Raw genomic sequence first — 26320 nt, forward strand, 5'->3', positions numbered from 1 at the left:
GTCAAAGCGACACGGGCAGCGACGTCGCCCGCTCTCTTCGAGTTGGCGAGGGCTCATACCATGGTGCTTGCGGCTTTCCTAGGCTTGTCGCTCTGTGCCGGACGCAATGCCGATGCGCGTTCCGCCGCCTCTTGCGCATTGGCATGACGATATCGCGAGATGACGCAGCGGCACACTCGCGAAGCCTGAATTAGATGACTATAGAGGCGGACGCCGATCCCGCGGCGATCTCGACGGAACCTGCCCGTGCGCTCCGAACGCCTCGTACCGCTCATCGTCGCCTGTGCGCTGTTCATGGAGCAGCTCGATTCGACCGTGATCGCCACATCGCTGCCGGCCATCGCCGCCGACCTGCACGAGGATCCGATCGCGCTCAAGCTGGCGCTGACCTCCTATCTGCTGAGCCTCGCCGTCTTCATTCCGGCCAGCGGCTGGGTCGCCGACAAGTTCGGCGCCCGCACGGTGTTCCGCGCTGCCATCGTGGTGTTCACCTTCGGCTCGGTGCTGTGCGGCCTCGCGCAGTCGCTGCCGGATTTCGTGCTCTACCGCGTCATCCAGGGCATGGGCGGCGCGATGATGGTGCCGGTCGGCCGGCTGGTGATCCTGCGCACCGTCTCCAAGGAGGAGCTGGTCTCCGCGCTGGCGTGGCTCACCATCCCCGCCTTGCTGGGGCCGGTGCTCGGTCCGCCGATCGGCGGCTTCATCACCACCTATTTCGACTGGCGGCTGATCTTCTTCCTCAATCTGCCGATCGGCGTGCTCGGCGTCATTCTGGCGACCCGCTACATCGAGGACATACGCGAAGAGGACGTGCCGCCCTTCGACCTGCACGGCATGCTGCTGTCCGCCATCGGCCTTGCCGGCCTGGTGTTCGGCTTCGCGCTGCTGGGGCAGGAATCGGTGGACCTGCGCATCTCGCTCGGCGTCGCGTCCGTCGGCGCGGTGGCGATGTATTTCTACATCCGCCATGCCCGCCACACCGACCGCGCCATCCTCGACCTCGCGCTGCTCAGGATACCGACCTTCCGCGTCGGCGTGGCCGGCGCCTCGCTGTTCCGAATCGGCATCGGCGCCATGCCGTTCCTACTGCCACTGCTGCTTCAGCTCAGCTTCGGCATGACCCCGTTCGCCTCCGGCATGGTGACCTTCGCCTCCGCCGCCGGCGCCATGGCGATGAAGGCCACCGCGGCGCCGATCATCCGCAAATTCGGCTTCCGTCCGGTCCTGATCGTCAACTGCTTCATAGCCAGCGGGTTCGTGGCGGTGACGGCGCTGTTCGCGCCGGGCACGCCCCACGTCGTGCTGATCGGCTGCCTGCTGATGGGCGGCTTCTTCCGCTCGCTGCAATTCACCAGCATCAACGCGCTGACCTATGCCGACGTGCCGTCCGAGGCGATGAGCCGGGCCACCAGCTTCGCCAGCGTGGCGCAGCAGGTTTCGATCTCGAGCGGCGTGGCCATCGGCGCGCTGGTGCTGGAGACGATGCGGGCGACGCGCGGCGAAACCGCGCTGGTGACGTCGGATTTCTCGGTGGCGTTCCTGATCGTGGGCGCGATCAGCCTCACCTCGGTGTTCTTCTTCTTCAGGCTGACCGCCGACGCCGGCGCCGAACTCTCCGGCCGCGGCCGCAAGACTCGCGAGACCACTCCTCTGGCGAGCGAGACCGCCGCCGGCGAGGTCGGGACGGCGGGCTAGTCTTCGCCCGCGTCTTCCTCGCCGGCCTCATGCCTGCGCCGGCCGCGATAGCCGGTCGCCACCACATAGAGTTCGGCCGAATCGGCACGGCTGGCCTGCGGCTTCACGTGCTTCACCACGCTGAAATCTCGCTTGAGTTCGGCGAGCAGTGCGCCCTCGGTGCCGCCCTGGAACACCTTGGCGACGAAAGCGCCGCCCGGTGCCAAGACCTGCCGGGCGAATTCGATGGCAAGTTCCACCAGGCCGACGATGCGCAGATGGTCGGTCGGCCGATGTCCGGTGGTGTTGGCCGCCATGTCGGAGAGCACGAGGTCGGCCTCGCCGCCGAGCATCTCCTTAAGCCGGTCCGGCGCGTCGGCGGTGAGGAAGTCGAGTTGGGCGAAGGCGACGCCGGGAATCGGGTCGATCTCCAGAAGATCGATGGCCACCACCTTGCCGCCGCCGGTCTCGGCCTTCACCTTCTGTGCCGCATACTGACTCCAGCCACCCGGTGCGGCGCCGAGATCGACCACCCGCAAGCCCGGACGCAGCAGTTTCAGCTTCTCGTCGATCTCGATGATCTTGAAGGCCGCGCGCGAACGCCACCCCTCGCGCTTTGCGCGCGCGACATAGGGATCGTTCAGCTGGCGCTGCAACCATTTCTGCGACGAGTTCGACAGCGAACGCGCCTTCTTCAGCCGCACTTTCAGCGGGCGCGACTCACCTCGGGTGGCGCTTGGCCCTTTTCCCGGCACGCGTTCGCTCATCGGCCGGCTCCGGCGCGCCAGACGCCGTCGGCGCGCATCAGTTCAACGAGAATGCCCTCGCGCAGGCCGCGATCGGCCACCCGCAGGCGATCGCAGGGGAAGGCGCGGCGCACGGCTTCCAGAATGGCGCAGCCCGCCAGAACCAGATCGGCCCGCTCGGCGCCAATGCAGGGATTGGCGACCCGCTCGGAGAACGGCATCTCCAGCAGCCGATCCACCACGCAGCGCACCTGCGGCGTGTCGAGCCAGGTGCCGTCGACCTGCGAGCGGTCATAGCGCGGCAGGTCGAGATGCACGCCGGCAATGGTGGTGACGGTGCCGGACGTGCCGAGCAGATGCAGCCGTCCGCAATCGTGCGGGCCGACGGCGCGCACGAAGCCGTCGAGATGCGGGCGAAACTCGTTCACCATCGCCTCGAAACCCTCGCGCGTCACCAGCACGCCGCCATGGCGCTCGGCGACGGTGACGACGCCGAGCGGCACGGAGACCCAGGCGCGGATGACCGCCGCCGGCGGGCCGCCATCCTGCGTCTCCACCCGATCGAGCCAGACCACTTCGGTCGAGCCGCCGCCAATGTCGAACAGCAGCGCGCCGTCGGACACGGGATCGACCAGCGGCGTGCAGCCGGCGGCGGCGAGGCGGGCCTCGGTCTCGCGGTCGACGATCTCCAGCTTGAGGCCGGTCTCGGCCTCGACGCGGGCGATGAACGCAGCGCCATTGGCCGCCGAGCGGCAGGCTTCGGTGGCGATCAGCCGCTGGCCGGCGATGCGCCGCGCCGACAATTTCGCCGCGCAGACGCCGAGCGCCTCGACGGCACGGGTCATCGCCATCTCGCCGAGCCGGCCGGAACCGATCAGCCCCTCGCCCAGGCGGACGATTCGCGAGAAGGCATCGACGACGCGGAAGCCGCCGGGCGTCGGGCGGGCGACCAGCAGGCGGCAATTATTGGTGCCGAGATCGAGCGCCGCATAGCAGGCATCGGCGCTCCGCATCCGGTCGGGCGAACCGGCGCCCTCGCTCGCCCCGCGCCTTCCATGCCAATGCCGCGAACGGTGGCGTGAATGCGGGTGATCCTCCCTGAACGACCGCTCGGCCGGCCGGGGATCTGCCGGCTTGTGGGTCTCGTCGACCATTATGCATTCCCCGGCCGAAGCCGTTCGAACCGGCCACCTGCCGGAGGCGGCGGCGCGGTCGGATTTCATGAGTTGCATGAAATGTAGCATCGACGCCCACTTGTGCAATGAGCTTGATGCGAAACGGCGGCGTCGGCGGGCGCCTCCCCAAGCGCCGGACAGGCTCATCGCCCGCGGCATCCACGCATTCCGCGGGAAGGACGCATCCATGGCGATGGAACCGCGGGATGGGCACGACATTTCCCATGCCGCCGGCCCCATCGCGCCGGGGCGACGCCATTCGCGCATTGCTTCGGTCACCCGTGTGAAGCATAGGATGGCGTATCCTGGGTTTCTCGGGATCGGGGGCGAACTCGCGCGGCTCCCCATCCCTGCTCTTCGCGCCGCCGATCCGCCGCCCCCTTCATCAAGGAAAGCCCCGCGACATGCCCGACGCCACCTCCCTGGAGCAGAGTCTCGGCACGATTGCCTATGCGAACGGGGTGAGCCTGGAGGCCGCGCGTTCGCTGTTCGATGCCATCATGCTCGGCGGAGGCCGGATGGCGCAATTCAGCCATCCCGAGCTCGGCGGCATGGGCCAATGGTCCAGCGGCGGCATGCTGATGATCGGCGACATGTTCAACAACTCGCTCAAGGCGCGGGTCGATCGCCTCTGCACGGAATTGGCCGACCTCGCCGCCCGCCAGCCGCCTGCCCCCGTCTCCATGGGTGGCGGCTTCGGCGGGCATCGCTGGTGGCCGGACGGCCTCAGCGCGCCGAGCACGTCCGGGGCGCAGAACGACATGCGCTACGCCTTCTTTCCGTCCGACCGCCGGCTGGCGGTCCTTCAGAACGGCGTGGTGACGCTTTACGATACCGGCGACCACGCGATATCGGGCGTATCCCAGCAGCAGGGCGGAAGCTACAATCTGAGCTTTTCCAGCCAGTATGGCCCGGTCGACCTCGCCTCGCTGAGGCGCGTGTCGCCCCCCGGCGTAGAGCCGGTCGACATTCCGGCGGCGCCCCCTATCGCCAGCCCGACCGCCGAGATGCCCGCCACGGAACCCTTCAACCCGCCGCCGCCTCGCTCCGATCCGCCGCCAGCTGCGCCGACCGGCGGTCAGGATGACATATTCACCAAGCTCGAGCGGCTTGCGGAGCTGCACGGCAAGGGCATCGTCAGCGACGAGGAATTCCGTGCCAAGAAGGCCGAGCTCCTGGCCCGCCTGTGACACGATGAAGGACCGCGCCCGGAGCCCGAAGCGGCATCCCTGATCGATAATTCCGCGCCGGCAGGGCGATTGCCCTCAGGGACAGCGAGGCAGCTCGCCGTCCCGCAATCATCCAAAGAATTGAATCTTCGGAGGTTTTGGCTGGGGGACCTGGATTCGAACCAGGACTAACGGAGTCAGAGTCCGCAGTTCTACCGTTAAACTATCCCCCACCGAAGCGCCTGAACTTGCAGGGCTTTTCGGGGCCGAGCCGGGCAATCGCGGTTGAAGCGACGCCAGTCCGGCGGCAGTGGCGGGGTCTATAGCGCTTCCCGCCGCGCCGGTCTACCCCTTCCGCCACAAACTCCCCATCGATGAACAGCTACGAGGCGCGGCGCGCCGGACGACGCCTCCATCACCAGGGATACGCAGCGAGGAGCGGCAGAATCCACAGATCGCCACCCGCGCCGGACGCATGACCAAATCTCATGCAGCGCCTGCGGAAAGCACATAGCTGTCGGATATAACGGCCTCAGGATACCTTTTTCGAGGTATTCAGGCCGCTCCCGCTCTCCGATCATGCTTAACGCACCGTTATCATCACGTAGCGGCATGCGTTGCATTCAGTGCTGCCATGCAGCATATCGTCTTTTGCGACGCACCAATCCGTCTATATTCCGTGGCATACAGAATGCAATTGATTGGAGGCTCCCATGAGCACCGCATCGCTTTCCCACCGCACCTCGCCCGACTTCTTCTCGCGCATCGTCGAATCCGTCGTCGCCTTCTTCGAAGCCATTGGCGAAGGCCGTCGCATCGCCCAGCGCTATGAGCAGCTGTCGCGCCTGTCGGACGCCGCTCTCGCCCGCCGTGGCCTGACCCGTCAGGACATTGCCCGCGCCGCCGTCGCCGGCCGCTGAGCCTTACCGGCTTTCGCGCACACGTATGGACACGCTGTCGGTCGAACCGGCAGCGTCCATGATGGTCAGCCGGGCGAAGCCTTCGCCCGCCGGCTGCCATAAGAACACGCCGCCGGCATCCGTCATCCCCGCGGGCATGCCGTCGACGAAGACCTGCAGCCCGGCCCCGCCGCGCGCCTTGAGCGCCACCGGGTCGGACGGCGCAACGTCGAGCGTCGCCCCCGGCGGGGGAAAGGCGATTCGCGGCACCGTGCCGGCATTTGAACCGATTTCGCTACCCTGAAAGTGGCGAAGCGTCGGCGGCAGCTCGTTATTTCGCGCCACCAGCGCCTCACGCGGTGCCGCCGGCAGCGGCGCCGGTCGCGTTGCCAGCCGCGCGAAGGCATCGAACAGCAGCGGTGCCGCCCTCTCGCGCCCGATCATGCCCGGAACCGGCTGCCCATCTGGCCGGCCGACCCACACGGCGACCGTGCGGCGACCGTCGAACCCCACCGACCATGCATCGCGATAGCCGAAGGACGTTCCGGTCTTGAAGGCGATCAATCCGCCGCGCGCATTGCGGGGCGGCGGCGAGCCGGCCAGCGCCTGCGCCAGGTACCAGCAGGCCACCGGCGATAAAAGCCTTTTTTCTTCAATACCTTGACGGATAAGGTCGTCGTCGAGCCTCCGGCCCGGCGAATGCACCGCACCGCCATTGCCGATGGCGGCATAGAGCGAGGCGAGCCCTTCCAGCGTCACGCCGGCGCCACCGAGCCCGACGGCCAGCCCCGGCACCTCGCCGGGCGGCAACCGCAATTCGACACCGGCATCGGCGAGCCGGCTCGCCAGCCGCTGCGACCCCACCGCCTGCAGCAAGGCGACCGCGGGGACGTTCAGCGACATCTGCAGCGCCCGCTTCACGCTCACCGTGCCCTGATAGTCGAGGTCGAAATTGCGCGGCCGATAGGCGCCGAAACGCATCGGCCGGTCGTCGATCAGCGTCTCGGGATGCACGAGACCGTCTTCAAAAGCCATCCCATAAATCAACGGCTTAAGCGTCGAACCCGGCGAACGGAACGCCCGCGTGAGGTCGACCGCGCCGGCGCGCGCGCGGTCCTGCGGGTCGGCGCCGCTGACCCGTGCCAGCACCTCGCCGGTGGCGTTGTCGACCACCACCATGGCCACCGACATGCCGGGCTCCAACGTCGCCGCGCGCTCGGCGACCAGCTTCTCCAGCCGCTCCTGTACCGCCGCGTCGATGGCGAGGCGATGTACCGATGCCGCCGGACGTTCCCGACGCGCCTCCTCCGCCGCATGGAAGGCGAGGTCCGGCAGGTTCCGGCGGGCGGAAGGCAGGTCGGCGGCCAAGGCGAATCGCGCTTCCGGTTCGCCGAATAATCCTGTCTTTTCAATGCGTTCGATCACCCGCCGCCGTCCCGCCCGCGCGGCCGTGGCCTGACGGTCCGGGCGGCGGGCCTCGGGGGCCTGCGGCAGCGAGACCAGCAGCGCCGCCTCGGCCAGCGACAGCCGGCGCGGCTCCTTGCCGAAATAGGCGAGGCTGGCGGCGCGCACGCCTTCAAGATTGCCGCCGAACGGCGCCAAGCTCATGTAAAGATTAAGTATTTCTTTCTTGGACAGTCGCGCTTCCAGCTCGATGGCGCGGCGCATCTCGGCGAATTTCGCGCTCCAGCTCCGCCCCTGACGCGGCTCCAGCAGGCGGGCGACCTGCATGGTCAGGGTCGAGCCGCCGGAAACGATGCGGCCATGGGTGACGAGCTGCCAGGCCGCGCGCAGCAGCGCCAGCGGGTCGACACCGGCGTGATCGTAAAAACGCTTGTCTTCATAAGCAATTAGCATGTCGACATAACGGCGGTCGACAGCCGAGACCTCCGCCGCGAGCCGCCAGCGGCCGTCCGGCAGCGCGAAGGGGCGCAGCAGCCTGCCGTCGCGGTCCAGGACCTCGACCGAGGTCGCAATCGCCGGCGGCAGTGGAGCGGCGGCGCGCACGCCGGCGAGCCAAGCATATGATCCGCCTACGAAAATCACACCCGCCAGCACCCCGCCGGCGGCCAGGCGCTGCCAGGGCGGACGCGTCTTCCCGCTCATTTCCCGCGCCCCCGCACCAATGTGGTGCCGGCCTCGGTGCGGGCGAAACGGCCCGGCCGGTACATGTCCTCGACGATGGCCGGCGGGTGGGCATAGGTACCCGGAGAGACGGCGCGCACGATATAGGCGACACGCAAAAGCTCTGGTTCCTCAGAGGCTTGGGTGCGATCGAACGCCGCCATGAAATGGGTGTCGCGGAACTCGGCATGCGCCGCCTCGGTGGTTTCCCCCAGCCAGGCGAGCGCCCCGGCATCGGAACCGGCGACCAGAGCCGGGTTGTCGATCTCGAAGCCGGCCGGGAGATAGTCGACGATCATCACCTGCGAGGGGGCATATTCGTCCTCCTGCGCCTCCAGAACTACGACAAGCCGCTGATTTTGCTGGACATTCGAAGGATCGACCGGATTGCCGGCAAGGTCGAAATAGGCGCGCTTCAGCGCGAAGCCGTCGGCATCGGCGGGCTCCGGGCTGGCCGGCGGGCCGTCGATGGAGACGGCGACGTCGACCGGCGCGGTGCCCCGGTTGGTCAGTACAGTGGGGTGTACGGTGAGACCGGATGGTTCGAAAATGCGCTCAAACAGCCCGGCATGGGCGGCACCGTCTATGTCGAGGCTGACACCCCTGCCCTCGCGGGCGGCGCGGGCGGCCAGCAGCAGCCAGGCATCCTCCTGCGTCGAGGTCGGGCCGGCATCGTCGCCGAGCGCGGCGACGCGGGCGCGGGCGGTGCGCGCCGGGCCGGGGAAGCCGCCCTCGGCGGCCAGCGTCGCCACCCCGGCGGCGTCGCGCAGCAGCGAGCCGAAATCCGCGCGGCCGAGCACGTCCGCCTCCGGCGGCGACGGCAGCAGCTCCAGCGCCGCGCCGAACGCCTTCTCGGCCCGCCCCTTGTCGCCCAGCAGGGCGAGCGAGGCGGCGATCTGCCCGCGGGCGAAGGGCGAGGACACGTCCGCCATCTTGGCATCGGCGACATAGCGCAGGTCGCCGAGCGGGGCGCGGTTGTTGCGGGCCAGAACATAGATGGCATAGGCGGCGCCGTCGTCGGTCGCGCCGTCGCCGGCATAGGCGAGCGCGTTGCGCAGCCGGTCGAGCGCCAGGCTGAACGGCACCTCCGGCACCGCGTAGCCCCGCTCGCGGGCGCGGGTCAGGAAATCGGTGACGTAGGCATCGAGCCAGACATCGTTGCCGCCGGCCTGCCACAGGCCGAAGGAGCCGTCCGAACCCTGCCGGGCGACGAGGCGGGCGATGGCGTCGCGCACCGTCTTGGCCGGGTCGTTCTTCAGCTCCAGCCCGCGCGCCAGCTCGGCGGAGTAGAGCAGCGGCATGGCGCGGCTGGTGAGCTGCTCGGAACAGGCGAAGGGGTAGCGGTCGAGCGCCACCATCAGCGCCGGCACGTCGAAGGCGGCATCGCCGCCGGCGGAGACTGCGACGCTGCCGGTGCCGGGCACCAGGTCCGCCACCAGATCGGCGCTGAAGGTGATCGCCGCGCCGGGGGCGAGCGTCGTCACCATGCGGCGCGAGATGGCGGGATAGGCGGGGCGCACGTCGAGCGCGTAGTCGCGCACCACGCTCAGCCCCTCCGGGCCGGAAATGCGCACCGAAACCCTGGCGGCACCGATGCCGGTGCCCTGCAGCGGCACGTCGAGGCTCTGCCGCCCGCCCGGCGCCAGCGTGACGGTCGCCGGGGCGGCGCCGAGCAGGACCGGACCGTCGACGGCGAAGGCGAGGCCGTAATCGCCGGCCGGGCCGTCGACATTGGCGAGGTCGAGATGCAGGGTCGAGATGTCGCCCTTGCCGAGGAAGCGCGGCAGCGTCGTGGTCGCCACCACCGGGTCGCGGATGACGACATCCGCCTGCGCGTGGCCGACCGCCGGCCCGGACCACGCCACCGCCATCAGCCGTCCGGTGCCGTCAAAGGCCGGCACGTCGAAGGAGACGGTCGCCCTCCCCTCGGCATCGAGCTTCACCGGACCGGAGAACAGCGCCAGCGGCGGCTGGGTGGGCGGCTCGGCCTGCAGGGCGTCGCCCATGGAATCGCCGCCGGAACGCAGCCGGCCGCGGGCGCCCTGCATGCCGTCGATGAGCTGGCCGTAGAAGTCGCGCACCTGCGTGCCGAGCTGGCGCTGGCCGAGATAGAATCCGTCCGGGCTCGGCGCCTCGAAGCCGGTGAGGTTGAGGATGCCGACATCCACCAGCGCGAGGGTGACATAGGCCTCCCCCGAACCGGCGCCCTTCACCTGGACCGGCACCGACAGCGTGGTCTCCGGCCTGATGCGCTCCGGCGGCGCGAGCACCACATCGAGCACCCGCTGGGCGCGGTCGACGCCGAACCAGGCGATACCGATGGCCCGGCCGGGATTGCGGCCGGCGGCGACGTCCAGCGGGCGGTGCAGGAAGGCGAGCGCATAGGCGCCGGGCGCCCATTTGGCGGCGACGTCGAATTCCACCGTGCTGTCGCCGGCCTTGACGTCGAGCGTCCGGGAGGCGAGCACGCCGTCGCCGACGATCATCACCGTCGCCGAGCCGGCGGTGCGGCTCGACATATGGACGGCGAGCTTCTCGCCTTCCATGTACTGGGCCTTGTCGAGGGTGAGGTCGAGCCGGTCGGGCGCGTCGGCGGTAGCGCCGCCGCCCCAGCCGGCCTGGAACGCCACCGCGGTGGCGAGCTGCGCGGCGCCGGTGCCGGACGTCACCTCCAGCCGGTAGCGTCCCCATTCCACCGGCACGTCGAGCCTGGCCGGCGCATCGGCGGCGAGGTCGAGCGTACCGTCGGCGACCTTGCGGGTGGCCTCGACCGGCTCGAAGTCCCAGCTATTGCCGACCCGGTACCATTGATAGCGATTCTCGATGCGGTAGAGCGCCCAGCCCACGCCGCTGCGCGCCTGCTGCTGGCCGGCGGTGTCGATGAGCGCCACCTCGAAGCCGGCGCTGGCGCCCTCCGCCGGACCACTGCCGGAATAGAGCGGCTTGACGCCGATGGCGGGAGCCGCAGCGGCGACCGGCAGGGCGAGCGAGCGGCGGATGGTGCGCCCGCCGCCCTCGTCGAGCGCGACGAAGATCTCGGCCTCCAGCGGCTGGCCGGTCGGCTGCGCGGTGGGCAGCGCGGCGGAAAGCCGGGCCTTGCCCTGCGCATCCGTCACCGGCGCGTCGGGCAGCGGCTGACGCTCGGCGGTGAAGCCGTCATCGGCGCGACCGAAGCGCCAGCCGGGCCAGCCGGCGCGCTCCTTCGCCACCCGCAGCTCGATCTCGCCGGTGACATCCAGACCGGCGGCGGGCGGACCGAACAGCCAGCGGCCCTCGACGTCCACCGTGACCGGCGCGCCGGGGGCGATCTGCTTGGCCGTGGTGGAGAGGTCGAGCGCCAGGCGCTCGGGCACGTAGTCCTCGACCAGGAAGGTGGCGGCGCCGACCGGGGCGCTGCGCGGGTCGACATAGGCCTCGACGCGCCAGGTGCCGGTCATGGCGCCCGCCATCAGCGCGAAGCTGGCGGCGCGGCCGCCGGCGCCCTGGTCGTCGGCGAGGAGGCGGCGATCCTCGACGCCGTCCGGGCGCTTGAGGATGAGGGTGAGCGCCACGCCCGGCACGGCGGCGACCTGCGGGTCGCGCAGCAGCGCGGTGACGTGCACGCTCTCGCCGGAACGGTAGACGCCGCGCTCGGGGGCGACGAAGGCGTCCATGCGCGCCGGCGCGGCGCGGCCGCCGACGCCTCGGTCGGTGAGATCGAAGGCCTGATCCTCCAGCGACAGGAAGGCGTAGTCGTCGCCCTGCGCGCTGGCGCCCTCCCGTCGCGCCACCACGACGGCGGGAGCGTAGCCCTGCTCGCCGCGGGTCAGCCCGGCATCGAACACCGCCATGCCGGCGGCGTCGGTGCGCAGGGTGGCCAGAACCTCGTTCGACTTGGCGAGCAGGCGAACCTCGGTGCCCTCGACCGGCTGGGCGGTGCCGAGCGCGCGCACCATGACATGCAGGCCGTCGGTGCCCGACAGCGCGGTCATGCCGAGATCGGAGACCACGAACCATTGCGCCGAGCGGGTGGCGTAGTCGTCGTCCGGGTTGGCGGCCTCGCCGGCCGGGCGGGCGGCGAGCACATAGACGCCGGGCTTGAGCGTGCCGACCGCCTCGTCCACCGGGAAGGCGGTGACGGTGTCCTCGTTCAAGGGCGAGGCGGTCTCCAGCTCGCCGGAGAAGACCAGCTCGGCCTGCCCGTCCTTCAGCTGCGAGAGGTCGTAGGAGCCGAGATCGCGGCGGAAATCGCCCTCCAGCGCGGTGGGCAGCAGCGAGCGGTCATTGACGCGCAGCACCTCGACGGCAACGCGGGAAGTATTCACCGTCACGACGGGAATGGCGCGCGGCCCGGTGCGCGGCAGCACATAGGCGCGGCCGGTGAAGCGCACGCCGGGCTTGCGGTCGCGCACATAGATGGTGAGGTCGGCCGGCTCCTGCAGCTTTTCCGCCACCACCACCGAGGGCAACCCGGCGCGCAGGGTGAGCTCGTAGCTGTCGCCATGGCGCAGCCCCTCGGCGCAGAGCTGCGAGCCGTCGACGGAGACCGCCGGCTTGTCCACCGCGCCGCCGGGGCCGGAAAGGCCGACGAAGGCGGCGAAATCGACCGGCCCCTTGGCGAGCTCCTCGGAGAACTGCACGCAGACCCGCGGGTTCGCCGCATCCGAATCGACAGTGTAATCCAGCATGCGGAAGCCCTTCTCGGCGCGCAGGCTGTCGTAATAGGAGCGCTCGGCGGGCACGTCGCGCACGTCGAGGGCGAGGTTCAGCGTGTCGAGCGCGGCGCGGTAGAGCGAGCGGTCGGCATAGAGATGGCCGATGGCGTAGAGCGCGGAGGCCTGCTCGTCGCGGGTCCTGGCCTTGCGATAGGCGAGGAAGGCGCTCGCTGAGGCGCGGTCGAGGAAGGTGTCGGAGCTCTCGTCATCCTTCGGCTTGATGCGGGCGAAGGCGCGGGAGAGCCGCATCCAGGAGGCGGAATCGTCCGGCGACAGCCGCGCGAGGCGGGCATAGCTTTCCGCCGCGCTGCGGGCGTCGCCGGCGGCGAGCGCGGCGTCGGCCTCCTTGCGCAGCTGCGCGGCCGGCTTTTCCAGCGGCGTGCGGTCGCGGTCCACCAGCGCCTGCAGGCGGCGGGCGCTCTCGACGAGGTCGGGACGGCTATAGGTTTTCGGCAGGGCCGGCTCGGGGGCCGGCTGCACGGCGACCGGCTTGGCGGGCGCCGCCGGCTTGACGGGAGGCGTGGGCTTGGCGGGCGCCGTGGTCTTCGCCGGTGGCTTGGGCGGGGCGGTCTGTGCCCCGGCGGGCGAGAGCAGCAGGGCCAGGAACAAGGGCGCGGCGAGCATCCGCGCAAGGGTTGCGGGACCAATTGCAGCGGACATCGAACTCTCCCCCGGCACGCCGGACCGTCTTGGCGACGGTCACGCCAGTGACGCCACGATAGGCCGGAATCGACGCTCCCGCCATGTCGCACGCATGACAGGCATGCGACGGGCCTGCTGTGGGCACCTGCGATTGCTGCGCCAGCGCCATTGAATAGGTGGTCGCGCTTCGGTATACGGGCCGTCACCCACGCGGGAGGCCGGCCGGGACGGGAGCCCCGGCGGGCATGCTCCGATTCACACCGTGGCCGGACGCGGCCACCGAGACCAGAGGCATTCCATGTCTTCCACGTTCGAGACCGTCGCCAACATCATCGCCGAAACCTGCGACATCCCGCGCGAGAACATCACGCCGGAGAGCCACGCCATCGACGATCTCGGCATCGACAGCCTGGACTTCCTCGATATCGCCTTCGCCATCGACAAGGCGTTCGGCATCAAGCTGCCGCTGGAAAGCTGGACCCAGGAAGTCAACGAGGGCAAGGCGACCACCGAGCAATATTTCGTGCTCAAGAATCTCTGCGCCCGCATCGACGAACTGATCGCCGCCAAGTCCGCGTGAGCGGCGCGGCGGACAGGTAGGCAGGGCAGGCACAGGCGGTCATGCGGCTCGAATATTTCCAGATGGTCGACAAGGTGCTGACGCTCGATCTCGAGGCCCGCACCCTGAAAACCGCCAATGTCGTGCCGGAACAGAGCCCGATCTTCGAGGGGCACTTTCCCGGCCACCCGCTGCTGCCCGGCGTCCTGCTGTTCGAAATCATGGCGCAGAGCTGCGGCATGCTGCTGCTGCGCCTGCACAATTACGACCGCATGGCGTTCCTCGCCTCGGTCGACAAGGGCAAGCTGCGCACCTTCGTCACCCCCGGCCAGATCATCGAGGTGCATGCCGAGATGGTGCATGACGGCTCGGGCTATGCGCGGCTGAAGGCCAGCGGCCGGGTCGAGGGCAAGCTGGTGTGCAATGCCGAGGTGACGCTGAAGACCATGGCGTTCCCGGCACCGGAGCTGCGCGGCTATCTTCTCGACACCGCCACACGCATCGGCATGCCGATGGAACCGCCGGCCGAATTCGGCTCCGCCGCGCCGGCGAGCGCAGGAAATCTTACGCATGTCTGAACGTCGCGAGGTCTGGATCACCGGCATCGGGCTCGTCTCGTCGCTCGGTGAAGGGCTCGAAGCCCATTGGTCGGCGCTGAATGACGGCACGCGGCCGAATGTCGACGAAACGACCTTCGCGCCTTACGTCGTGCACCCGCTGGCCAAGATCAATTTCGACCAGCAGATCCCCAAGAAGGGCGATCAGCGGCAGATGGAGCCGTGGCAGCGGATCGGCACCTTCGCCGCCGGCCTCGCGCTCGATTCCGCCGGGCTGAAGGGCAACAAGGCCATCCTCGGCGCCACCGACATGGTGGTGGCGGCGGGCGGCGGCGAGCGCGACCAGTCGGTCGACGGCGCCATCCTCACCGAGATCGAGAAGCAGGCCAAGCCGGACGTGTTCCTCAACGAACAGCTGCAGTCCAACCTGCGCCCGACGCTGTTCCTCGCCCAGCTCTCCAACCTGCTGGCCGGCAACATCTCCATCGTGCACGGCGTCACCGGCTCCTCGCGCACCTTCATGGGCGAGGAGAGCTCGGGCACCGACGCGGTGCGAATCGGCTGGTCGCGCATCGCGGCCGGCACCAGCGAGATCGCCCTGGTCGGCGGCGCCTACAATGCCGAGCGGCGCGACATGCTGCTCTTGTTCGCGCTGAAGCGCCTCGCCCGGATGACGCCGTGGGCGCCGGTCTTCGCCGACCCCAAGGGCGTGCCGACCGGATCGGCCGGCGCCTTCCTGGTGCTGGAATCGCCCGAGCACGCGACGGCGCGCGGCGCCAGGCCGATCGCCAAGCTGTCCGGCGTGTGGTCCGAGCGCGCGCGGCGCAACGACAAGGGCGCGGTCGAGGCGACGCTGGCGGCGATGATCGCCACCGCCCGCGGCGACACCTCCGAGGAGACCGCCATTCTTTCCGCCGCCTGCGGCGCGCCGGAGCCGACCGAGGCCGAAGCCGCGGTGCTGGAGCGCACCGGCCTGCCGGTGCGCTCGGTGACCGACCGGGTCGGCCACGGGCTGGAGGCGCAGATGCCGGTGGCGCTGGCCATCGCGGCGCTTGCCGTGTCGCGCGGGCAGCTGTTCCCGCCGCTCGCCGGCGAGACGCTGGAAAAGCCTTTCGATGGGACGCTCTCGCGTGCCATCGTCACGGGAGTGGGGCATTGGCGCGGTGAGGGCGTGGCGCTCGTCGAGCGAGCGGGCTAGGGCCTGTCGCGCAAAGGTCGAAAGGCTTTTGCGGTCGGAACAGGTTCCAGTTCGTCGACTCTGGAGCGCCTTCTTGCCGGTCGGGCGGTTTCGCCCGATCGGAAAGGGCTTAACCGCATGGGAGCGGCAACGCTCCCGAGGAGCACATTATGGCGTCCTATACCGACAAGGCCGGCCGGCCGATCGTCGTCGTCACCGGCATGGGCATGGTGACCTCGCTCGGCCAGGGCAAGCAGGACAACTGGGCGAAGCTCACCGCCGGCGCGTCCGGCATCCACCGCATCACCCGCTTCCCGATCGACGCGCTGCGCACCACCATCGCCGGCACGGTCGACTTCCTCAGGGATAGCGGGCGCACGGCGCCGGACCTCTCCGAGGAGCTGGCCCAGCTGGCGGCCGACGAGGCGGTGGCGGAATCCGGCATCGGCAGCAAGGGCAATTTCCCCGGCCCGCTGTTCTGCGCGGTGCCGCCGATCGAGCTCGAATGGCCGCAGCGCCGCATCCTGGCGCAGGAATCGGCCGCCAACGGCCCGATCACCTATGACGACCTGCTGCGCGCCGCCGAAACCGGCGGGCACGACGCCTGGCACGAGCGCTTCCTCTACGGCTCGATCGCCGACCACCTCGCCGACCGCTTCGGCACGCGCGGCCAGCCGATCTCGCTGTCCACCGCCTGCGCCTCGGGCAACACCTCGATCCAGCTCGCGGTCGAGGCGATCCGCCGCGGCGATTGCGAGGCGGCGCTGTCCATCGCCACCGACGGCTCGGTGACGGCGGAAGCGCTCATCCGCTTCTCGCTGCTCTCGGCGCTGTCGACCCATAACGAGGTGCCGGAAGCCGCCTCGCGTCCCTTCGCCAAGAACCGCGACGGCTTCATCATCGCCGAAGGCGCCGGCGCGCTGGTGCTGGAGAGCCTCGAGCACGCCACGGCGCGCGGCGCCAGGATCCTCGGCGTTCTGGAGGGCGTCGGCGAGATGGCCGACAGCTTCCACCGCACCCGCTCCTCGCCGGACGCCAAGCCGGTGATCGGCTGCATGCGCGCCGCGCTCGCCGACGCGCAGGTGAGCCCGGACGACATCGACTATATCAACGCCCACGGCACCTCGACGCCGGAGAACGACCGCATGGAGTTCACCGGCATGAGCGCGGTGTTCGGCGAGCGGCTGGGCAGCATTCCGCTCTCCTCCAACAAGTCGATGATCGGCCACACGCTGACCGCCGCCGGCGCCATCGAGGCGGTGATCTCGCTGCTGACCATCCAGAACGGCCGCATTCCGCCGACCATCAACTACGAGATCCCCGACCCCGCCATCCCGCTCGACGTGGTGCCGAACGTCGCCCGCGACGCGCAGGTAAAGCGGATCATGTCGAACTCCTTCGGCTTCGGCGGGCAGAACGTCTGCCTGATCATGACGGGCGAGCCGGCGTGAGCGCCGGGTTCGCGCGAAACCCGGCCTCCTCTCCCCGTGGGGGAGAGGGCCGGGGCGAGGGGTCCTGCGTGCGCACGGAATTCCCGACCGCCCTCACCCCTCACCCGGCGCTGCGCGCCGACCTCTTCCCTCGGGGAGAGGTAAAGAAAGGGACCGCGGCTCATGGCTGACCGCATCCTCGTCACCGGCGGCGGCCGCGGCGTCGGCGCCGCCATCGTGCGCGCCGCCGCCCTGGCCGGCTTCGACGTCGTGTTCACCGTGCGCACCGCCGAGGAACAGGCCAGGGCGCTGATCGCCGATATCCGGGAATCACGGCCCGAGGCCGTGCTGGAGGCCCGCTCGCTCGACCTCGCCGACAAGGGCGCGGTCGATGCGTTCGCCGCGCAGATCGCCGAGGAGCCGACCTATTTCGGCCTCGTCCACAATGCCGGCATGAGCTACGACACGCTCGCCGCCATGGTCGAGCAGGACAAGGCCGAGCGGCTGATGCAGGTGAATTACTGGTCCTTCGTGCGGCTCGCCGGCACGCTGGTGCGGCCGATGACCCGCGCGCGGACCGGGCGCATCATCGCCATCGGCTCGATCGCCGCCGAGGTCGCCAATGCCGGCAACTCCATCTATGCCGGCTCGAAGGCGGCGCTCGGCGGCTATTGCCGCACGCTCGCCATCGAGAGCGCCCGGCGCGGGGTGACGGTGAACGTCGTCGCCCCCGGCTTCGTCGACACCGAGATGCTGGCGCCCTATGCCGCCTATCGCGCCAATGTCGAAAAGCAGGTCCCGGCCGGCCGCTTCGCCCGGCCGGAGGACGTGGCCGGGGTGGTGGCTTTCCTGCTCTCGCCCGGCGCGGCCTATATCACCGGCGCGACGCTGCCGGTTGACGGCGGCCTAACGGCTGCTTTAGCCATCCAGCGCTGAAGTTTTCCTATCCTCTTTGCAGGAGTGAGCCACGCCATGCGCGCGCTTCAACTCGTCTCCGACCGCCAGCTCGATCTCGTCGATCTCCCCGCCCCGGACGCCCCGACTCCCGGCGAGGTGCAGGTCTCCGTCAAAGCGCTGGCGCTCAACCATATCGACGTGTGGGGCTGGCGCGGCATGGCCTTCGCCAAGCGCAAGATGCCGCTCGTGGTCGGCGCGGAAGCGGTGGGCGAAGTCACCGCCATCGGCGAGGGCGTGACCCGCTTCAAGCCCGGCTCGAAGGTCGCCATGTATGGCGCGCTCACCTGCGGCCAGTGCAAGATGTGCCGCGCCGGGCGCGACAACCTGTGCGAGGAGGTCGCCGGCGTCATGGGCTTCCATGTCGACGGCTTCGCCCGCGACGCGCTCAACATCAAGGAACGGCTCTGCGTGCCGATCCCGGACGGCATCGACTGGGTGGACGCGGCGACCGCGCCGGTCACCTTCTCCACCGTCGAGCACATGCTGTTCGACAATGCCAAGCTGGAGCCGGGCGAGACCATTCTGGTGCACGCGGCCGGCTCGGGCATCGGCACGGTGGCGATCCGCATGGCCAAGGAGATCGGCTGCACGGTGATCACCACCGCCGGCGACGACGAGAAATGCGCCAAGGCGCTGGCGCTGGGAGCCGATCACGTCATCAACTACAAGACCGACCGCTTCGAGCACGAGGTGCGCAAGATCACCAGGAAGAAGGGCGTCGACGTGGTGTTCGAGCATGTGGGCGCCGAGACCTGGAACGGCTCGCTGCTCTCGATGAAGCCCGGCGCGCGCCTCGTCACCTGCGGCTCGACCTCCGGCGTGTCGGTCAACATGAACCTGATGCAGCTGTTCCAGCGCCAGTACCGCATCATCGGCTCGTTCGGCGCGCCGATCCGCGCCATTTCCGACGGGCTGGTGCGCATGGCGCGCGGCGTGAGGCCGGTGATCGATTCGCAGTTCCCGCTGACCGATTTCGGCGCCGGGCTGGAGCGGCTGGAGACCCGTCGGGTATTCGGCAAGGTGGTCATCACATTCTGATCCCGTCGCCACGCCCTTTGCTGATCGAGCCGGAGACACGCGGGTGAGCACCGCCCTGCCTTGGCACAAGCGGCTACGCGACCACGTCCTCTCCGCGACGGTGTGGGGGCTGATCCGCCTGTTGCGCGCCGTCAGCGCCGACACGGCGGCCAATGCCGGCGCGTTCTGGGCCAAGCTGATCGGCCCGCGCACCTCGGTGCACCAGCGGGCGCTGCGCAACCTCACCCGCGCCTATCCCGAGAAGACCGAGGCCGAGCGCGAGGCGATCGCGCGGGGCATGTGGGACAATCTCGGCCGCGTCGCCGGCGAGTTCGTGCATCTCGACCGCATCTGGCAATACAACATGTGGGAGCCGGCCAGGAGCCGGATCGAGGTATCGGGCGCCACCCAGTTCGTCGCCATGCGCTACGACGGCAAGCCGGCGCTGATCTTCACCGCGCATCTCGCCAACTGGGAGCTGCCGGCCATCGCCGCCGCCGCGCAGGGGCTGGACAGCGCGGTGCTGTTCCGCCCGCCGGACAATGATTTCTTCGCCGAGATACTGCTCCGGCAGCGCGGCAAGGTGATGGGCAACCTGGTCGCCGCCTCGCATGTCGCGGTGTTCGAGCTCGCCACCGTGCTCGACCAGGGCAAGCATCTCGGCATCCTCGTCGACCAGGACCGGCGCGGCGGGCCGATGGTGGATTTCTTCGGCCATCCCTGCACCGCCAACCCGACCATCGCCCGCCTCGCCCGGCTCTACGAATGCCCGGTGCACGGGGTGCGGGTGATCCGCCTGCCCGGCGGGCGCTTCCGCATCACCTGCACGCCGCCGCTCGACCTGCCGCGCGACGCCGGCGGCAAGATCGACGTCGACGCCTCGATGCAGATGATCACCTCAGTGGTCGAGGGCTGGGTGCGCGAGCATCCCGAGCAGTGGACCTGGTTCTATCGCCGCTGGCGCGACGCATGACGCCGCAAGAGGATCGCATGAGCGTGCCGACCGACCATGACGGGCTGCGGCGGGTGGTTGCCATCGTCGCGGCGCTCAATCTCGGCTATTTCGGCATCGAATTCGCCGTGGCGCTCGCCATCGGCTCGGTGTCGCTGTTCGCCGACAGCGTCGACTTCCTCGAAGACACCGCGATCAACGTGCTGATCCTGATCGGGCTGGGCTGGTCGATGCGCAAGCGGGCGCGGCTCGGCATGGCGCTCGCCGCCGTCATCCTCGTCCCCGGCCTCGCGACGCTGTGGATGGCGTGGGACAAGTTCATGGCGCCGGTACCGCCGGCGCCGCTCGCCTTGTCGCTGACCGGGCTCGGGGCGCTGGCGGTGAACCTCGCCAGCGCGCTGATCCTCGCCCGCTTCCGCCATCACGGCGGCAGCCTGACCAAGGCGGCGTTCCTGTCGGCTCGCAACGACGCGCTGGCCAATGTCGCGATCATCGGCGCCGGCCTCGCCACCGCGGCGACGCTGTCGGCGTGGCCGGACCTGATCGTCGGGCTCGGCATCGCCGCGATGAATGCCGATGCCGCGCATGAAGTATGGGAAGCCGCGCGGGAGGAGCATCGCGAGGCCGCGGCGTGATCCGCCCCTAACCCTCCGCCGCGTGGCAGCAGAGGCAGAGCTTGTTGCCGTCCGGGTCGCGGATATAGGCGCCGTAATAATTCGGATGATAGTGCGGGCGCAGGGCGGGCGCGCCCTCGTCGGTGCCGCCGAGCGACAGCGCGAGCGCGTGCCAGCGATCGACCAGCGCCCGGTTCGGCGCGAGGAAGGCGGTCATCTGGCCGTTGCCGGCATCGTGCGGCGCGCCGTCATGGGGACGGCCGACGAGGAAGAGCGGGCGGTCGGCGCCCGTCGCCTTCCAGCCGGCCCATCCGGCCTCCGGCTCGGCGAATTTGAGATCGAGGCCGATCAGCGCCATCAGCGGCGCATGGAAGGCAAGCGCGCGCCGGTAATCGCTCACGCCGATATGGACATGCGAGAACATCGCGCCTCCTGCGCATGAACGGCCGGCTCAGCGCGGCAGGAAGCCCACATTGGTCAGCCGGTCGACCCCGTCGCGGCCGATTGTCTTCGAGGAGACGAGGTCGACGCAATCATATCCCGCATCGAGAAACATCGAGATGTACCGGGCGGAGGACACGCCGCTGATGCGCTTCAGGGCGTCCGGCAGCACTTCCGACATGATCACCGGCTTGTAGCGGCGGATCTCCTCCATGAACGGCGCCAGGGCGAGATATTCGGCGCCCTCGACATCGATCTTGATGAAATCGACCGGGCCGGACCACTCGTCGGCCAGCCGCCGCATCGGCACCTCCGTCGCCCGCAGGCCCGGCGGCACCGCCGTTTCGACCCGCAGCTGCGCGGCCCCCTTGTTCACCGATGCCGACGCATCGAGCATCTCTACCGTGCCGTCCCGGTCGCCGAGCGCCACATTGACGATCCGGCACCAGTCGAAGCCGTTGGCCGCGACGGAGCGCGAGGCATGTTCCCAGATGGTGGGCATCGGCTCGAAACCGGCGACGGTGCCGTTCGGCCCGACGAGGCGCGCAAGCAGCAGCGAGAAGAACCCGATATTCGCCCCGACATCGATGGCCCGCATCCCCGGCGTCACGTGGTCCTTGACGAAAGCGGTCTCGAGCGGCTCGAAATCGTCGTCGATGATCGGCCAGGAAACGAAGGCGTCGCCGAGGTTCACCCAGATGTCGAAGCCGTGGGCGGAGGTGACAAGCGCCCATTTGTCGACGAGATGCGCGAAGAACTGGGGATGGGCGACCTTGAACTCGTTCGATCCGAGAAAGCAATCGACGAGCCACCTCAGCGAAGGCGCCCTGCGATGGCTGTTCAGGGCCGCTTTGCTTTCCGGTTCGCGGTTGAGGAGAATGCGATAGCACCACGCGACGTGTTCGTCGGTGATGTCATTGGCCGGCGGCCTGGCCAGCACCCGCAACCCGACCGGAATTCGAGGCCGGCGGGAGAATAGTTTCATTGGCGAAGACCCCCCCGAGTCAAACGAAACCGGCCGATACTCTAGGGGAGCATCGGCCGGCATACTAGTCAGGGATGTCTTATAGATCGCTCTCTACCAGTGGATGAGAGCAATTCCAAACTCAGCGGCCGCGCTTGAAGTCGTTCCAGGTCTTGGTGACGACGCGCTGCACCTTCTGCGGATAGGTGGTGACGGTGAACAGCTTGGTCTGCGTCTCCGCATCCGGGTAGATGGCCGGATTTTCCAGGATGTCCTTGCTGATGAACTTCTGCGCGCCGAGATTGCCGCTCGCGTAGGAGATGAAGTCCGAGTTCTTCGCCGCCACTTCCGGCTTCATCATGTAGTTGATGAAGGCCAGCGCTTCCTCCGGGTGCGGGGCATCCTTCGGGATGGCGAAATTGTCGAACCACATCAGCGCGCCTTCCTTCGGGATGACGTATTCGATGTTGATCGGCTTCTTGCCGGTCTTCTCGGCGGCTTCCTCGGCGCGGGACTTGGCCTGGAACACGTCGCCCGACCAGCCGAGCGCGATGCAGATGTCGCCGCCGGCCAGCGCGTTGATATAGCCCGACGAATCGAACTTCTTGATGAAGGGCCGGATGGCGCCGAGCAGCTTGCCGGCGGCCTCGATATCCGCCGGATCCTTGGAATTCGGGTCCTTGCCGAGATAGCGCAGCGCGGTGGGGATGACCTCCTCCGGCCCGTCCAGCATGTAGACGCCGCAATCCTTCAGCTTCTTCAGGTTCTCCGGCTTGAAGATGATGTCCCAGGTGTTGAGCGGCATGTCGCCGAGCCGCTGCTTCACCTTGTCGATGTTCATGCCGATGCCGGTGGTGCCCCACATGTAGTTGACGGCATATTCGTTGCCCGGATCGTAGACGGCGAGCCGCTCGGCGATCATCGGCCACTGCTCGGAAATGTTCGTCAGCTTCGACTTGTCGAGCTTGAGGAACACGCCGGCCTGGATCTGCCGCTGCAGGAAGGAGCCGGTGGGAACCACGACGTCGTAGCCGGTCTTGCCGCCGAGGAGCTTGGTCTCCAGCACCTCGTTGGAATCGAAGACGTCGTAGCGGACCTTGATGCCGGTTTCCTTGGTGAACTCCTCCAGCACCGACTCGTCGATATAGTCGGACCAGTTATAGACGTTGACGACCTTGTCCTGCGCGCTGGCGGGAGTGATCGCCAGCGCAGCCAGGAAGCCGGCCGCGATCGTCGCGAGTAGGCGGGCCATTGCGTTCTCCTTCGGGAAGATTGGCCAGGTGACGGCGAACCGCAGGCGGTTCGTCTTCGATCAGGCCAAGGCTAGTGACTTGCCGCGGCCTGCTCAAGTCATGATCATGCCCGAAATCTGATCACATTTCATCGAAACGCAAGCAGTTCCGGTTCCGGGCGCCCGCGGGCGCCTCAGAGATAGGTGTCGTATTCGAGCGGGTTGATGCTGCGCTGGAAGGCGGCAAGCTCCGCCTGCTTCATGATGCCGAAAACCCGGCGGTATTCGGCGCCGAAGGCGCGGGCGACGAAGTCCGACGCTTCGAAGCGGCGGATCGCCTCGGCCATCTCATAGGTGAGCAGCGGCGCTTGCGCCTTGTAGGCGTCGCCGGTGAGCGGCGCCGGCGGCTCGAGGCGGCGCTCGATGCCCTCCAGCATGCCGCCGAGTATGCCGGCGAGCACCAGATGGGGATGCGCGTCGGCACCGGCGATGCGGTGCTCCAGCCGCCGCGCCTTGGGCGGGCCGTTCGGCACCCGCACCGCCACCGAGCGGTTGTCATAGCCCCAGCTCACCCCGGTCGGCGCGTAGCTGCCCGGCACGAGGCGGCGGAAGCCGTTATAGCTCGGCACGTAGAACAGCGCGGTGTCGGCCATGGTGGCGAGCATGCCGGCGGCGGCATGGCGCAGCAGCGCCTCGCCCGCCTCGCCGGCGCCGAAGGCGTTGCCGCCGGCCCTATCGGTCAGGCTGACATGGACATGCATGCCCGAGCCGGCGAATTCCAGGAACGGCTTCGGCATGAAGCTGGCACGCAACCCGTGCTTTCGGGCGACGCCGTCGATCAGCCGGCGCAGCAGGATGGCGTCGTCGGCCGCCGCCATGGCGTCGGTGCGGTGATAGAGGTTGACCTCGAACTGGCCGGGCGCGGCCTCGGAGATCACCGTATCGGCCGGCAGGCCCTGGATGCGGGCGGCCTCGCGCACGTCGTGCAGCAGGCCGGCATGGGCGTCGAGGTCGGACATGGAATACATGTTCTGCCGCGCCGGGCCGTTCGACACCGGGAACACCGGCTCGGGCACGCCGCCGGGACCGGGCGCCGGGCGCATCAGGTAGAATTCCAGCTCGAAGGCGACGCAGGGGTGGAGCCCGAGCGCGGCGAGGCGCGCCACCTGCGCGGCGAGCTTGTGGCGCGGGTCCAGCTCCCAGGGGGACAGGCCGCCCTTGCCGTCCGGCTCGTACATGGAGATCATCACCTGCGCCGAGGGGCGCGGCGACCACGGCACCGATTTCAGCGTGCCCGGCACCGGCAGGCACAGGCCGTCGCGGTCGCCGGTCTCGATATGGATGCCGGTCTCCTCGACCTCGCGGCCCCAGATGTCGAGCCCGAAGATGGAGAGCGGGATGGCGACGCCGTCCGACCAGATCTTGGCGCCGGCCGTGCCGGGAATCCATTTGCCGCGCAGCACGCCATGGGTGTCGGGCAGCAGCACCTCGACGATTTCGGGCACGCCCGCGCGGGCGACATGAGCGCCGAATTCGTCGGCGATTTCGGATCGGGCGATGTCGGGATCGGCGACCGCGACCGGCGCGGCTTCGGTGGACGGCATGATGGGTTCCGGGTGAGGCCCTGTTTCATTGTGGTCACGCGGCCGGGGGGTCGGTCAAGCCGGCCGCCCCGCGCCGCGATGCGCCTCTCTTGTGGCACGGGGAAAGGCTTGACGCACGTTAAATGTGATCACATTGTGGGCCAACCCTGAGCCATTCGGCGCTTCACGCCGTCGCCGAATGGCCCAAAACCATTCCTCCGTCGCGTTTTCCCGACGCGAACCGCTACATATTTCGCTCGAAAACGCTTCACACAGGCTGCACAAATGACGCTCCCAAAGACCACCGCCGAGCTGCGCGCGCTCGATGCCGCGCACCATCTCCACCCGTTCTCCGACACCAGGTCGCTCAACGCCGAGGGCGTGCGCGTGATGGTGAAGGCCGATGGCGTGTGGCTGACCGATTCCGACGGCAACCGCATCCTCGACGCCATGTCCGGCCTGTGGTGCGTCAATGTCGGCTACGGGCGGGAGGAGATCGTCGAGGCGGTGGCGGCGCAGATGCGCGAGCTGCCCTATTACAACACCTTCTTCAAGACCACGCACAAGCCGGCCATCGAGCTCGCCGCCAAGCTGGCCGAGGTGACGCCGCCGCAGTTCAACCGGGTGTTCTTCACCGGCTCCGGCTCGGAATCCAACGACACCGTCATCCGGCTGGTGCGGCGCTATTTCGACATCAAGGAGAAGCCGGAGAAGAAGATCATCATCTCCCGGCGCAATGCCTATCACGGTTCCACCATCGGCTCGGCCAGCCTCGGGGGCATGGCGCCGATGCACGCGCAGGGCGGCATGCCGATCCCCGGCATCGTCCATATCGCCCAGCCCTATTTCTGGGGCGAGGCGCGCCAGGGCGAGACGCCGGAGGAATTCGGCCTGCGCACCGCGCAGGCGCTGGAGGCCACCATCGACGCGCTCGGCGAGGACCGCATCGCCGCCTTCATCGCCGAGCCGGTGCAGGGCGCCGGCGGCGTCATCATCCCGCCCGCGACCTATTGGCCGGAAATCGCCCGCATCTGCCGCGAGCGCGACATCCTGTTCGTCTCCGACGAGGTGATCTGCGGCTTCGGGCGCACCGGCTCGTGGTTCGGCTGCGAGACCTTCGGCACCCAGCCCGACCTCCTGGTCATGGCCAAGGGCATCACCTCCGGCTACCTGCCGCTCGGCGGGGTGATGGTGGCCGACCGCGTCGTCGACGCGCTGATGGAGGGCGGCGACTTCAACCACGGCTACACCTATTCCGGCCATCCGGCCGCCTGCGCGGCGGCGCTGGCCAACCTCGCCATCATCCAGCGCGAGAAGCTGGTGGAGCGGGTGGCGGACGATGTCGGGCCCTATCTCACCAGGACGTGGGGGGCGCTGGCCGAGCACCCACTGGTCGGCGAGGCGCCGACGCTCGGCCTGCTCGGCGCGCTGGAGCTGACGCCCGACAAGACCGGGCGCACCAAGTTCCCCGAGGTCGGCAAGGTCGGCACGCTGGCGCGCGACTTCTCGTTCCAGAACAACCTGATCATGCGCGCCACCCGCGACCGCCTGATCATCGCGCCGCCGCTCACCATCTCGCGCGGCGAGATCGACGAACTGGTCGCCCGCGCCCGCAAGACGCTGGACCAGACCTATGCCGAGCTGAAGCGCCGCGGCTGGGTGGGCTGAACGGCCACATCGTGCTTGAATGAACATGGTGCTCGCTTCGCGCCTTA

20 protein-coding genes and 1 tRNA gene are annotated in these 26320 nt (G+C 69.0%); 12 read left to right on the forward strand and 9 right to left on the reverse strand.

The genetic code is table 11. From position 1 onward, the window contains the following. Positions 1-246 precede the first annotated feature (246 nt). Positions 247-1695, forward strand: coding sequence for an MFS transporter (locus AC1RU4_RS16780; protein WP_492892261.1), 1449 nt, complete (start codon positions 247-249; stop codon positions 1693-1695). Here AC1RU4_RS16780 and AC1RU4_RS16785 read toward each other — a convergent pair. Then, positions 1692-2441 (reverse strand): RlmE family RNA methyltransferase, encoded by a 750-nt coding sequence (locus tag AC1RU4_RS16785; protein ID WP_492892262.1) that lies wholly within the window; start codon positions 2439-2441, stop codon positions 1692-1694. The two genes, AC1RU4_RS16780 and AC1RU4_RS16785, sit on opposite strands and share 4 nt — an antisense overlap. After that, on the reverse strand, positions 2438-3574 hold the full coding sequence (locus tag AC1RU4_RS16790) for a Ppx/GppA phosphatase family protein (protein ID WP_492892263.1): 1137 nt from the start codon (positions 3572-3574) through the stop codon (positions 2438-2440). The genes AC1RU4_RS16785 and AC1RU4_RS16790 overlap by 4 nt, the downstream gene beginning before the upstream one ends. 425 nt (positions 3575-3999) lie before the next feature. On the opposite strand from AC1RU4_RS16790, the gene AC1RU4_RS16795 reads away from it, so the two are divergent. Beyond that, positions 4000-4785, forward strand: coding sequence for an SHOCT domain-containing protein (locus AC1RU4_RS16795; protein ID WP_492892264.1), 786 nt, complete (start codon positions 4000-4002; stop codon positions 4783-4785). Between the two features lie 138 nt (positions 4786-4923). Here AC1RU4_RS16795 and AC1RU4_RS16800 read toward each other — a convergent pair. Next, a tRNA-Gln gene (locus tag AC1RU4_RS16800) sits at positions 4924-4997 on the reverse strand. 480 nt (positions 4998-5477) lie between these two features. Here AC1RU4_RS16800 and AC1RU4_RS16805 point away from each other — a divergent pair. Beyond that, positions 5478-5684: a DUF1127 domain-containing protein gene (locus tag AC1RU4_RS16805; RefSeq protein WP_492892265.1), complete on the forward strand. Its 207-nt coding sequence runs from the start codon at positions 5478-5480 to the stop codon at positions 5682-5684. Positions 5685-5687: 3 nt separating this feature from the next. Here AC1RU4_RS16805 and pbpC read toward each other — a convergent pair whose 3' ends face one another. Together pbpC and AC1RU4_RS16815 are read right to left on the reverse strand one after the other, a co-directional pair. Next, positions 5688-7769 (reverse strand): penicillin-binding protein 1C, encoded by a 2082-nt coding sequence (gene pbpC, locus AC1RU4_RS16810; protein WP_492892266.1) that lies wholly within the window; start codon positions 7767-7769, stop codon positions 5688-5690. Further along, positions 7766-13141: an alpha-2-macroglobulin family protein gene (locus AC1RU4_RS16815; protein WP_492892267.1), complete on the reverse strand. Its 5376-nt coding sequence runs from the start codon at positions 13139-13141 to the stop codon at positions 7766-7768. Before AC1RU4_RS16815 ends, pbpC begins: the two co-directional genes overlap by 4 nt. A 280-nt stretch (positions 13142-13421) precedes the next feature. Here AC1RU4_RS16815 and AC1RU4_RS16820 point away from each other — a divergent pair, with 280 nt between their 5' ends. The 8 genes from AC1RU4_RS16820 to AC1RU4_RS16855 all read left to right on the forward strand — a co-directional run bounded on the left by AC1RU4_RS16820 (position 13422) and on the right by AC1RU4_RS16855 (position 20407). Continuing rightward, a complete protein-coding gene (locus AC1RU4_RS16820; RefSeq protein WP_213360002.1) occupies positions 13422-13703 on the forward strand; it encodes an acyl carrier protein in 282 nt (93 codons plus the stop codon). A gap of 41 nt (positions 13704-13744) precedes the next feature. Further along, the gene (locus AC1RU4_RS16825) at positions 13745-14260 is read left to right on the forward strand and encodes a 3-hydroxyacyl-ACP dehydratase FabZ family protein (protein ID WP_492892268.1); all 516 of its coding nucleotides are present in this window, start codon (positions 13745-13747) and stop codon (positions 14258-14260) included. Further along, on the forward strand, positions 14253-15437 hold the full coding sequence (locus tag AC1RU4_RS16830) for a beta-ketoacyl-ACP synthase (protein WP_492892269.1): 1185 nt from the start codon (positions 14253-14255) through the stop codon (positions 15435-15437). The genes AC1RU4_RS16825 and AC1RU4_RS16830 overlap by 8 nt, the downstream gene beginning before the upstream one ends. A 149-nt stretch (positions 15438-15586) precedes the next feature. Further along, on the forward strand, positions 15587-16867 hold the full coding sequence (locus tag AC1RU4_RS16835; protein WP_492892270.1) for a beta-ketoacyl-ACP synthase: 1281 nt from the start codon (positions 15587-15589) through the stop codon (positions 16865-16867). Positions 16868-17029: 162 nt separating this feature from the next. Next, positions 17030-17782, forward strand: a complete 753-nt coding sequence (locus AC1RU4_RS16840; protein WP_492892271.1) for an SDR family NAD(P)-dependent oxidoreductase — start codon at positions 17030-17032, stop codon at positions 17780-17782. Positions 17783-17818: 36 nt separating this feature from the next. Beyond that, positions 17819-18841, forward strand: a complete 1023-nt coding sequence (locus AC1RU4_RS16845; protein WP_492892272.1) for a zinc-binding dehydrogenase — start codon at positions 17819-17821, stop codon at positions 18839-18841. Positions 18842-18884: 43 nt separating this feature from the next. Next, entirely contained in the window at positions 18885-19793 is a 909-nt protein-coding gene (locus AC1RU4_RS16850; RefSeq protein WP_492892273.1) for a lipid A biosynthesis lauroyl acyltransferase, read from the forward strand. Positions 19794-19810: 17 nt separating this feature from the next. Then, complete coding sequence (locus tag AC1RU4_RS16855; protein ID WP_492892274.1) at positions 19811-20407, forward strand: cation efflux transmembrane domain-containing protein; 597 nt, start codon at positions 19811-19813, stop codon at positions 20405-20407. A gap of 7 nt (positions 20408-20414) precedes the next feature. Here AC1RU4_RS16855 and AC1RU4_RS16860 read toward each other — a convergent pair whose 3' ends face one another. The 4 genes from AC1RU4_RS16860 to AC1RU4_RS16875 all read right to left on the reverse strand — a co-directional run bounded on the left by AC1RU4_RS16860 (position 20415) and on the right by AC1RU4_RS16875 (position 24626). Beyond that, positions 20415-20810 (reverse strand): VOC family protein, encoded by a 396-nt coding sequence (locus tag AC1RU4_RS16860; protein ID WP_492892275.1) that lies wholly within the window; start codon positions 20808-20810, stop codon positions 20415-20417. 27 nt (positions 20811-20837) lie between these two features. Further along, the gene (locus AC1RU4_RS16865) at positions 20838-21812 is read right to left on the reverse strand and encodes an FkbM family methyltransferase (RefSeq protein ID WP_492892276.1); all 975 of its coding nucleotides are present in this window, start codon (positions 21810-21812) and stop codon (positions 20838-20840) included. A 121-nt stretch (positions 21813-21933) separates the two neighbouring features. Further along, on the reverse strand, positions 21934-23043 hold the full coding sequence (locus tag AC1RU4_RS16870; protein WP_492892277.1) for a polyamine ABC transporter substrate-binding protein: 1110 nt from the start codon (positions 23041-23043) through the stop codon (positions 21934-21936). 173 nt (positions 23044-23216) lie between these two features. Further along, positions 23217-24626, reverse strand: a complete 1410-nt coding sequence (locus AC1RU4_RS16875; RefSeq protein ID WP_492892278.1) for a glutamine synthetase family protein — start codon at positions 24624-24626, stop codon at positions 23217-23219. A gap of 264 nt (positions 24627-24890) precedes the next feature. Between AC1RU4_RS16875 and AC1RU4_RS16880 the strand changes: the two genes are divergently transcribed. Then, positions 24891-26273: an aspartate aminotransferase family protein gene (locus tag AC1RU4_RS16880; RefSeq protein WP_492892279.1), complete on the forward strand. Its 1383-nt coding sequence runs from the start codon at positions 24891-24893 to the stop codon at positions 26271-26273. Positions 26274-26320 lie beyond the last annotated feature (47 nt).

The organism is Ancylobacter sp. GW821-FHT10E12 (genome assembly GCF_058809335.1).

What these genes read in the sequence shown, in the direction of transcription:
- AC1RU4_RS16785 (WP_492892262.1), bottom strand. Translation starts at nt 2,441, where the DNA reads ATGAGCGAACGCGTGCCGGGAAAAGGGCCAAGCGCCACCCGAGGTGAG.
- AC1RU4_RS16790 (WP_492892263.1), bottom strand. Translation starts at nt 3,574, where the DNA reads ATGGTCGACGAGACCCACAAGCCGGCAGATCCCCGGCCGGCCGAGCGG.
- AC1RU4_RS16795 (WP_492892264.1), top strand. Translation starts at nt 4,000, where the DNA reads ATGCCCGACGCCACCTCCCTGGAGCAGAGTCTCGGCACGATTGCCTAT.
- AC1RU4_RS16805 (WP_492892265.1), top strand. Translation starts at nt 5,478, where the DNA reads ATGAGCACCGCATCGCTTTCCCACCGCACCTCGCCCGACTTCTTCTCG.
- pbpC (WP_492892266.1), bottom strand. Translation starts at nt 7,769, where the DNA reads ATGAGCGGGAAGACGCGTCCGCCCTGGCAGCGCCTGGCCGCCGGCGGG.
- AC1RU4_RS16815 (WP_492892267.1), bottom strand. Translation starts at nt 13,141, where the DNA reads ATGTCCGCTGCAATTGGTCCCGCAACCCTTGCGCGGATGCTCGCCGCG.
- AC1RU4_RS16820 (WP_213360002.1), top strand. Translation starts at nt 13,422, where the DNA reads ATGTCTTCCACGTTCGAGACCGTCGCCAACATCATCGCCGAAACCTGC.
- AC1RU4_RS16825 (WP_492892268.1), top strand. Translation starts at nt 13,745, where the DNA reads ATGCGGCTCGAATATTTCCAGATGGTCGACAAGGTGCTGACGCTCGAT.
- AC1RU4_RS16830 (WP_492892269.1), top strand. Translation starts at nt 14,253, where the DNA reads ATGTCTGAACGTCGCGAGGTCTGGATCACCGGCATCGGGCTCGTCTCG.
- AC1RU4_RS16835 (WP_492892270.1), top strand. Translation starts at nt 15,587, where the DNA reads ATGGCGTCCTATACCGACAAGGCCGGCCGGCCGATCGTCGTCGTCACC.
- AC1RU4_RS16840 (WP_492892271.1), top strand. Translation starts at nt 17,030, where the DNA reads ATGGCTGACCGCATCCTCGTCACCGGCGGCGGCCGCGGCGTCGGCGCC.
- AC1RU4_RS16845 (WP_492892272.1), top strand. Translation starts at nt 17,819, where the DNA reads ATGCGCGCGCTTCAACTCGTCTCCGACCGCCAGCTCGATCTCGTCGAT.
- AC1RU4_RS16855 (WP_492892274.1), top strand. Translation starts at nt 19,811, where the DNA reads ATGAGCGTGCCGACCGACCATGACGGGCTGCGGCGGGTGGTTGCCATC.
- AC1RU4_RS16860 (WP_492892275.1), bottom strand. Translation starts at nt 20,810, where the DNA reads ATGTTCTCGCATGTCCATATCGGCGTGAGCGATTACCGGCGCGCGCTT.
- AC1RU4_RS16865 (WP_492892276.1), bottom strand. Translation starts at nt 21,812, where the DNA reads ATGAAACTATTCTCCCGCCGGCCTCGAATTCCGGTCGGGTTGCGGGTG.
- AC1RU4_RS16870 (WP_492892277.1), bottom strand. Translation starts at nt 23,043, where the DNA reads ATGGCCCGCCTACTCGCGACGATCGCGGCCGGCTTCCTGGCTGCGCTG.
- AC1RU4_RS16875 (WP_492892278.1), bottom strand. Translation starts at nt 24,626, where the DNA reads ATGCCGTCCACCGAAGCCGCGCCGGTCGCGGTCGCCGATCCCGACATC.
- AC1RU4_RS16880 (WP_492892279.1), top strand. Translation starts at nt 24,891, where the DNA reads ATGACGCTCCCAAAGACCACCGCCGAGCTGCGCGCGCTCGATGCCGCG.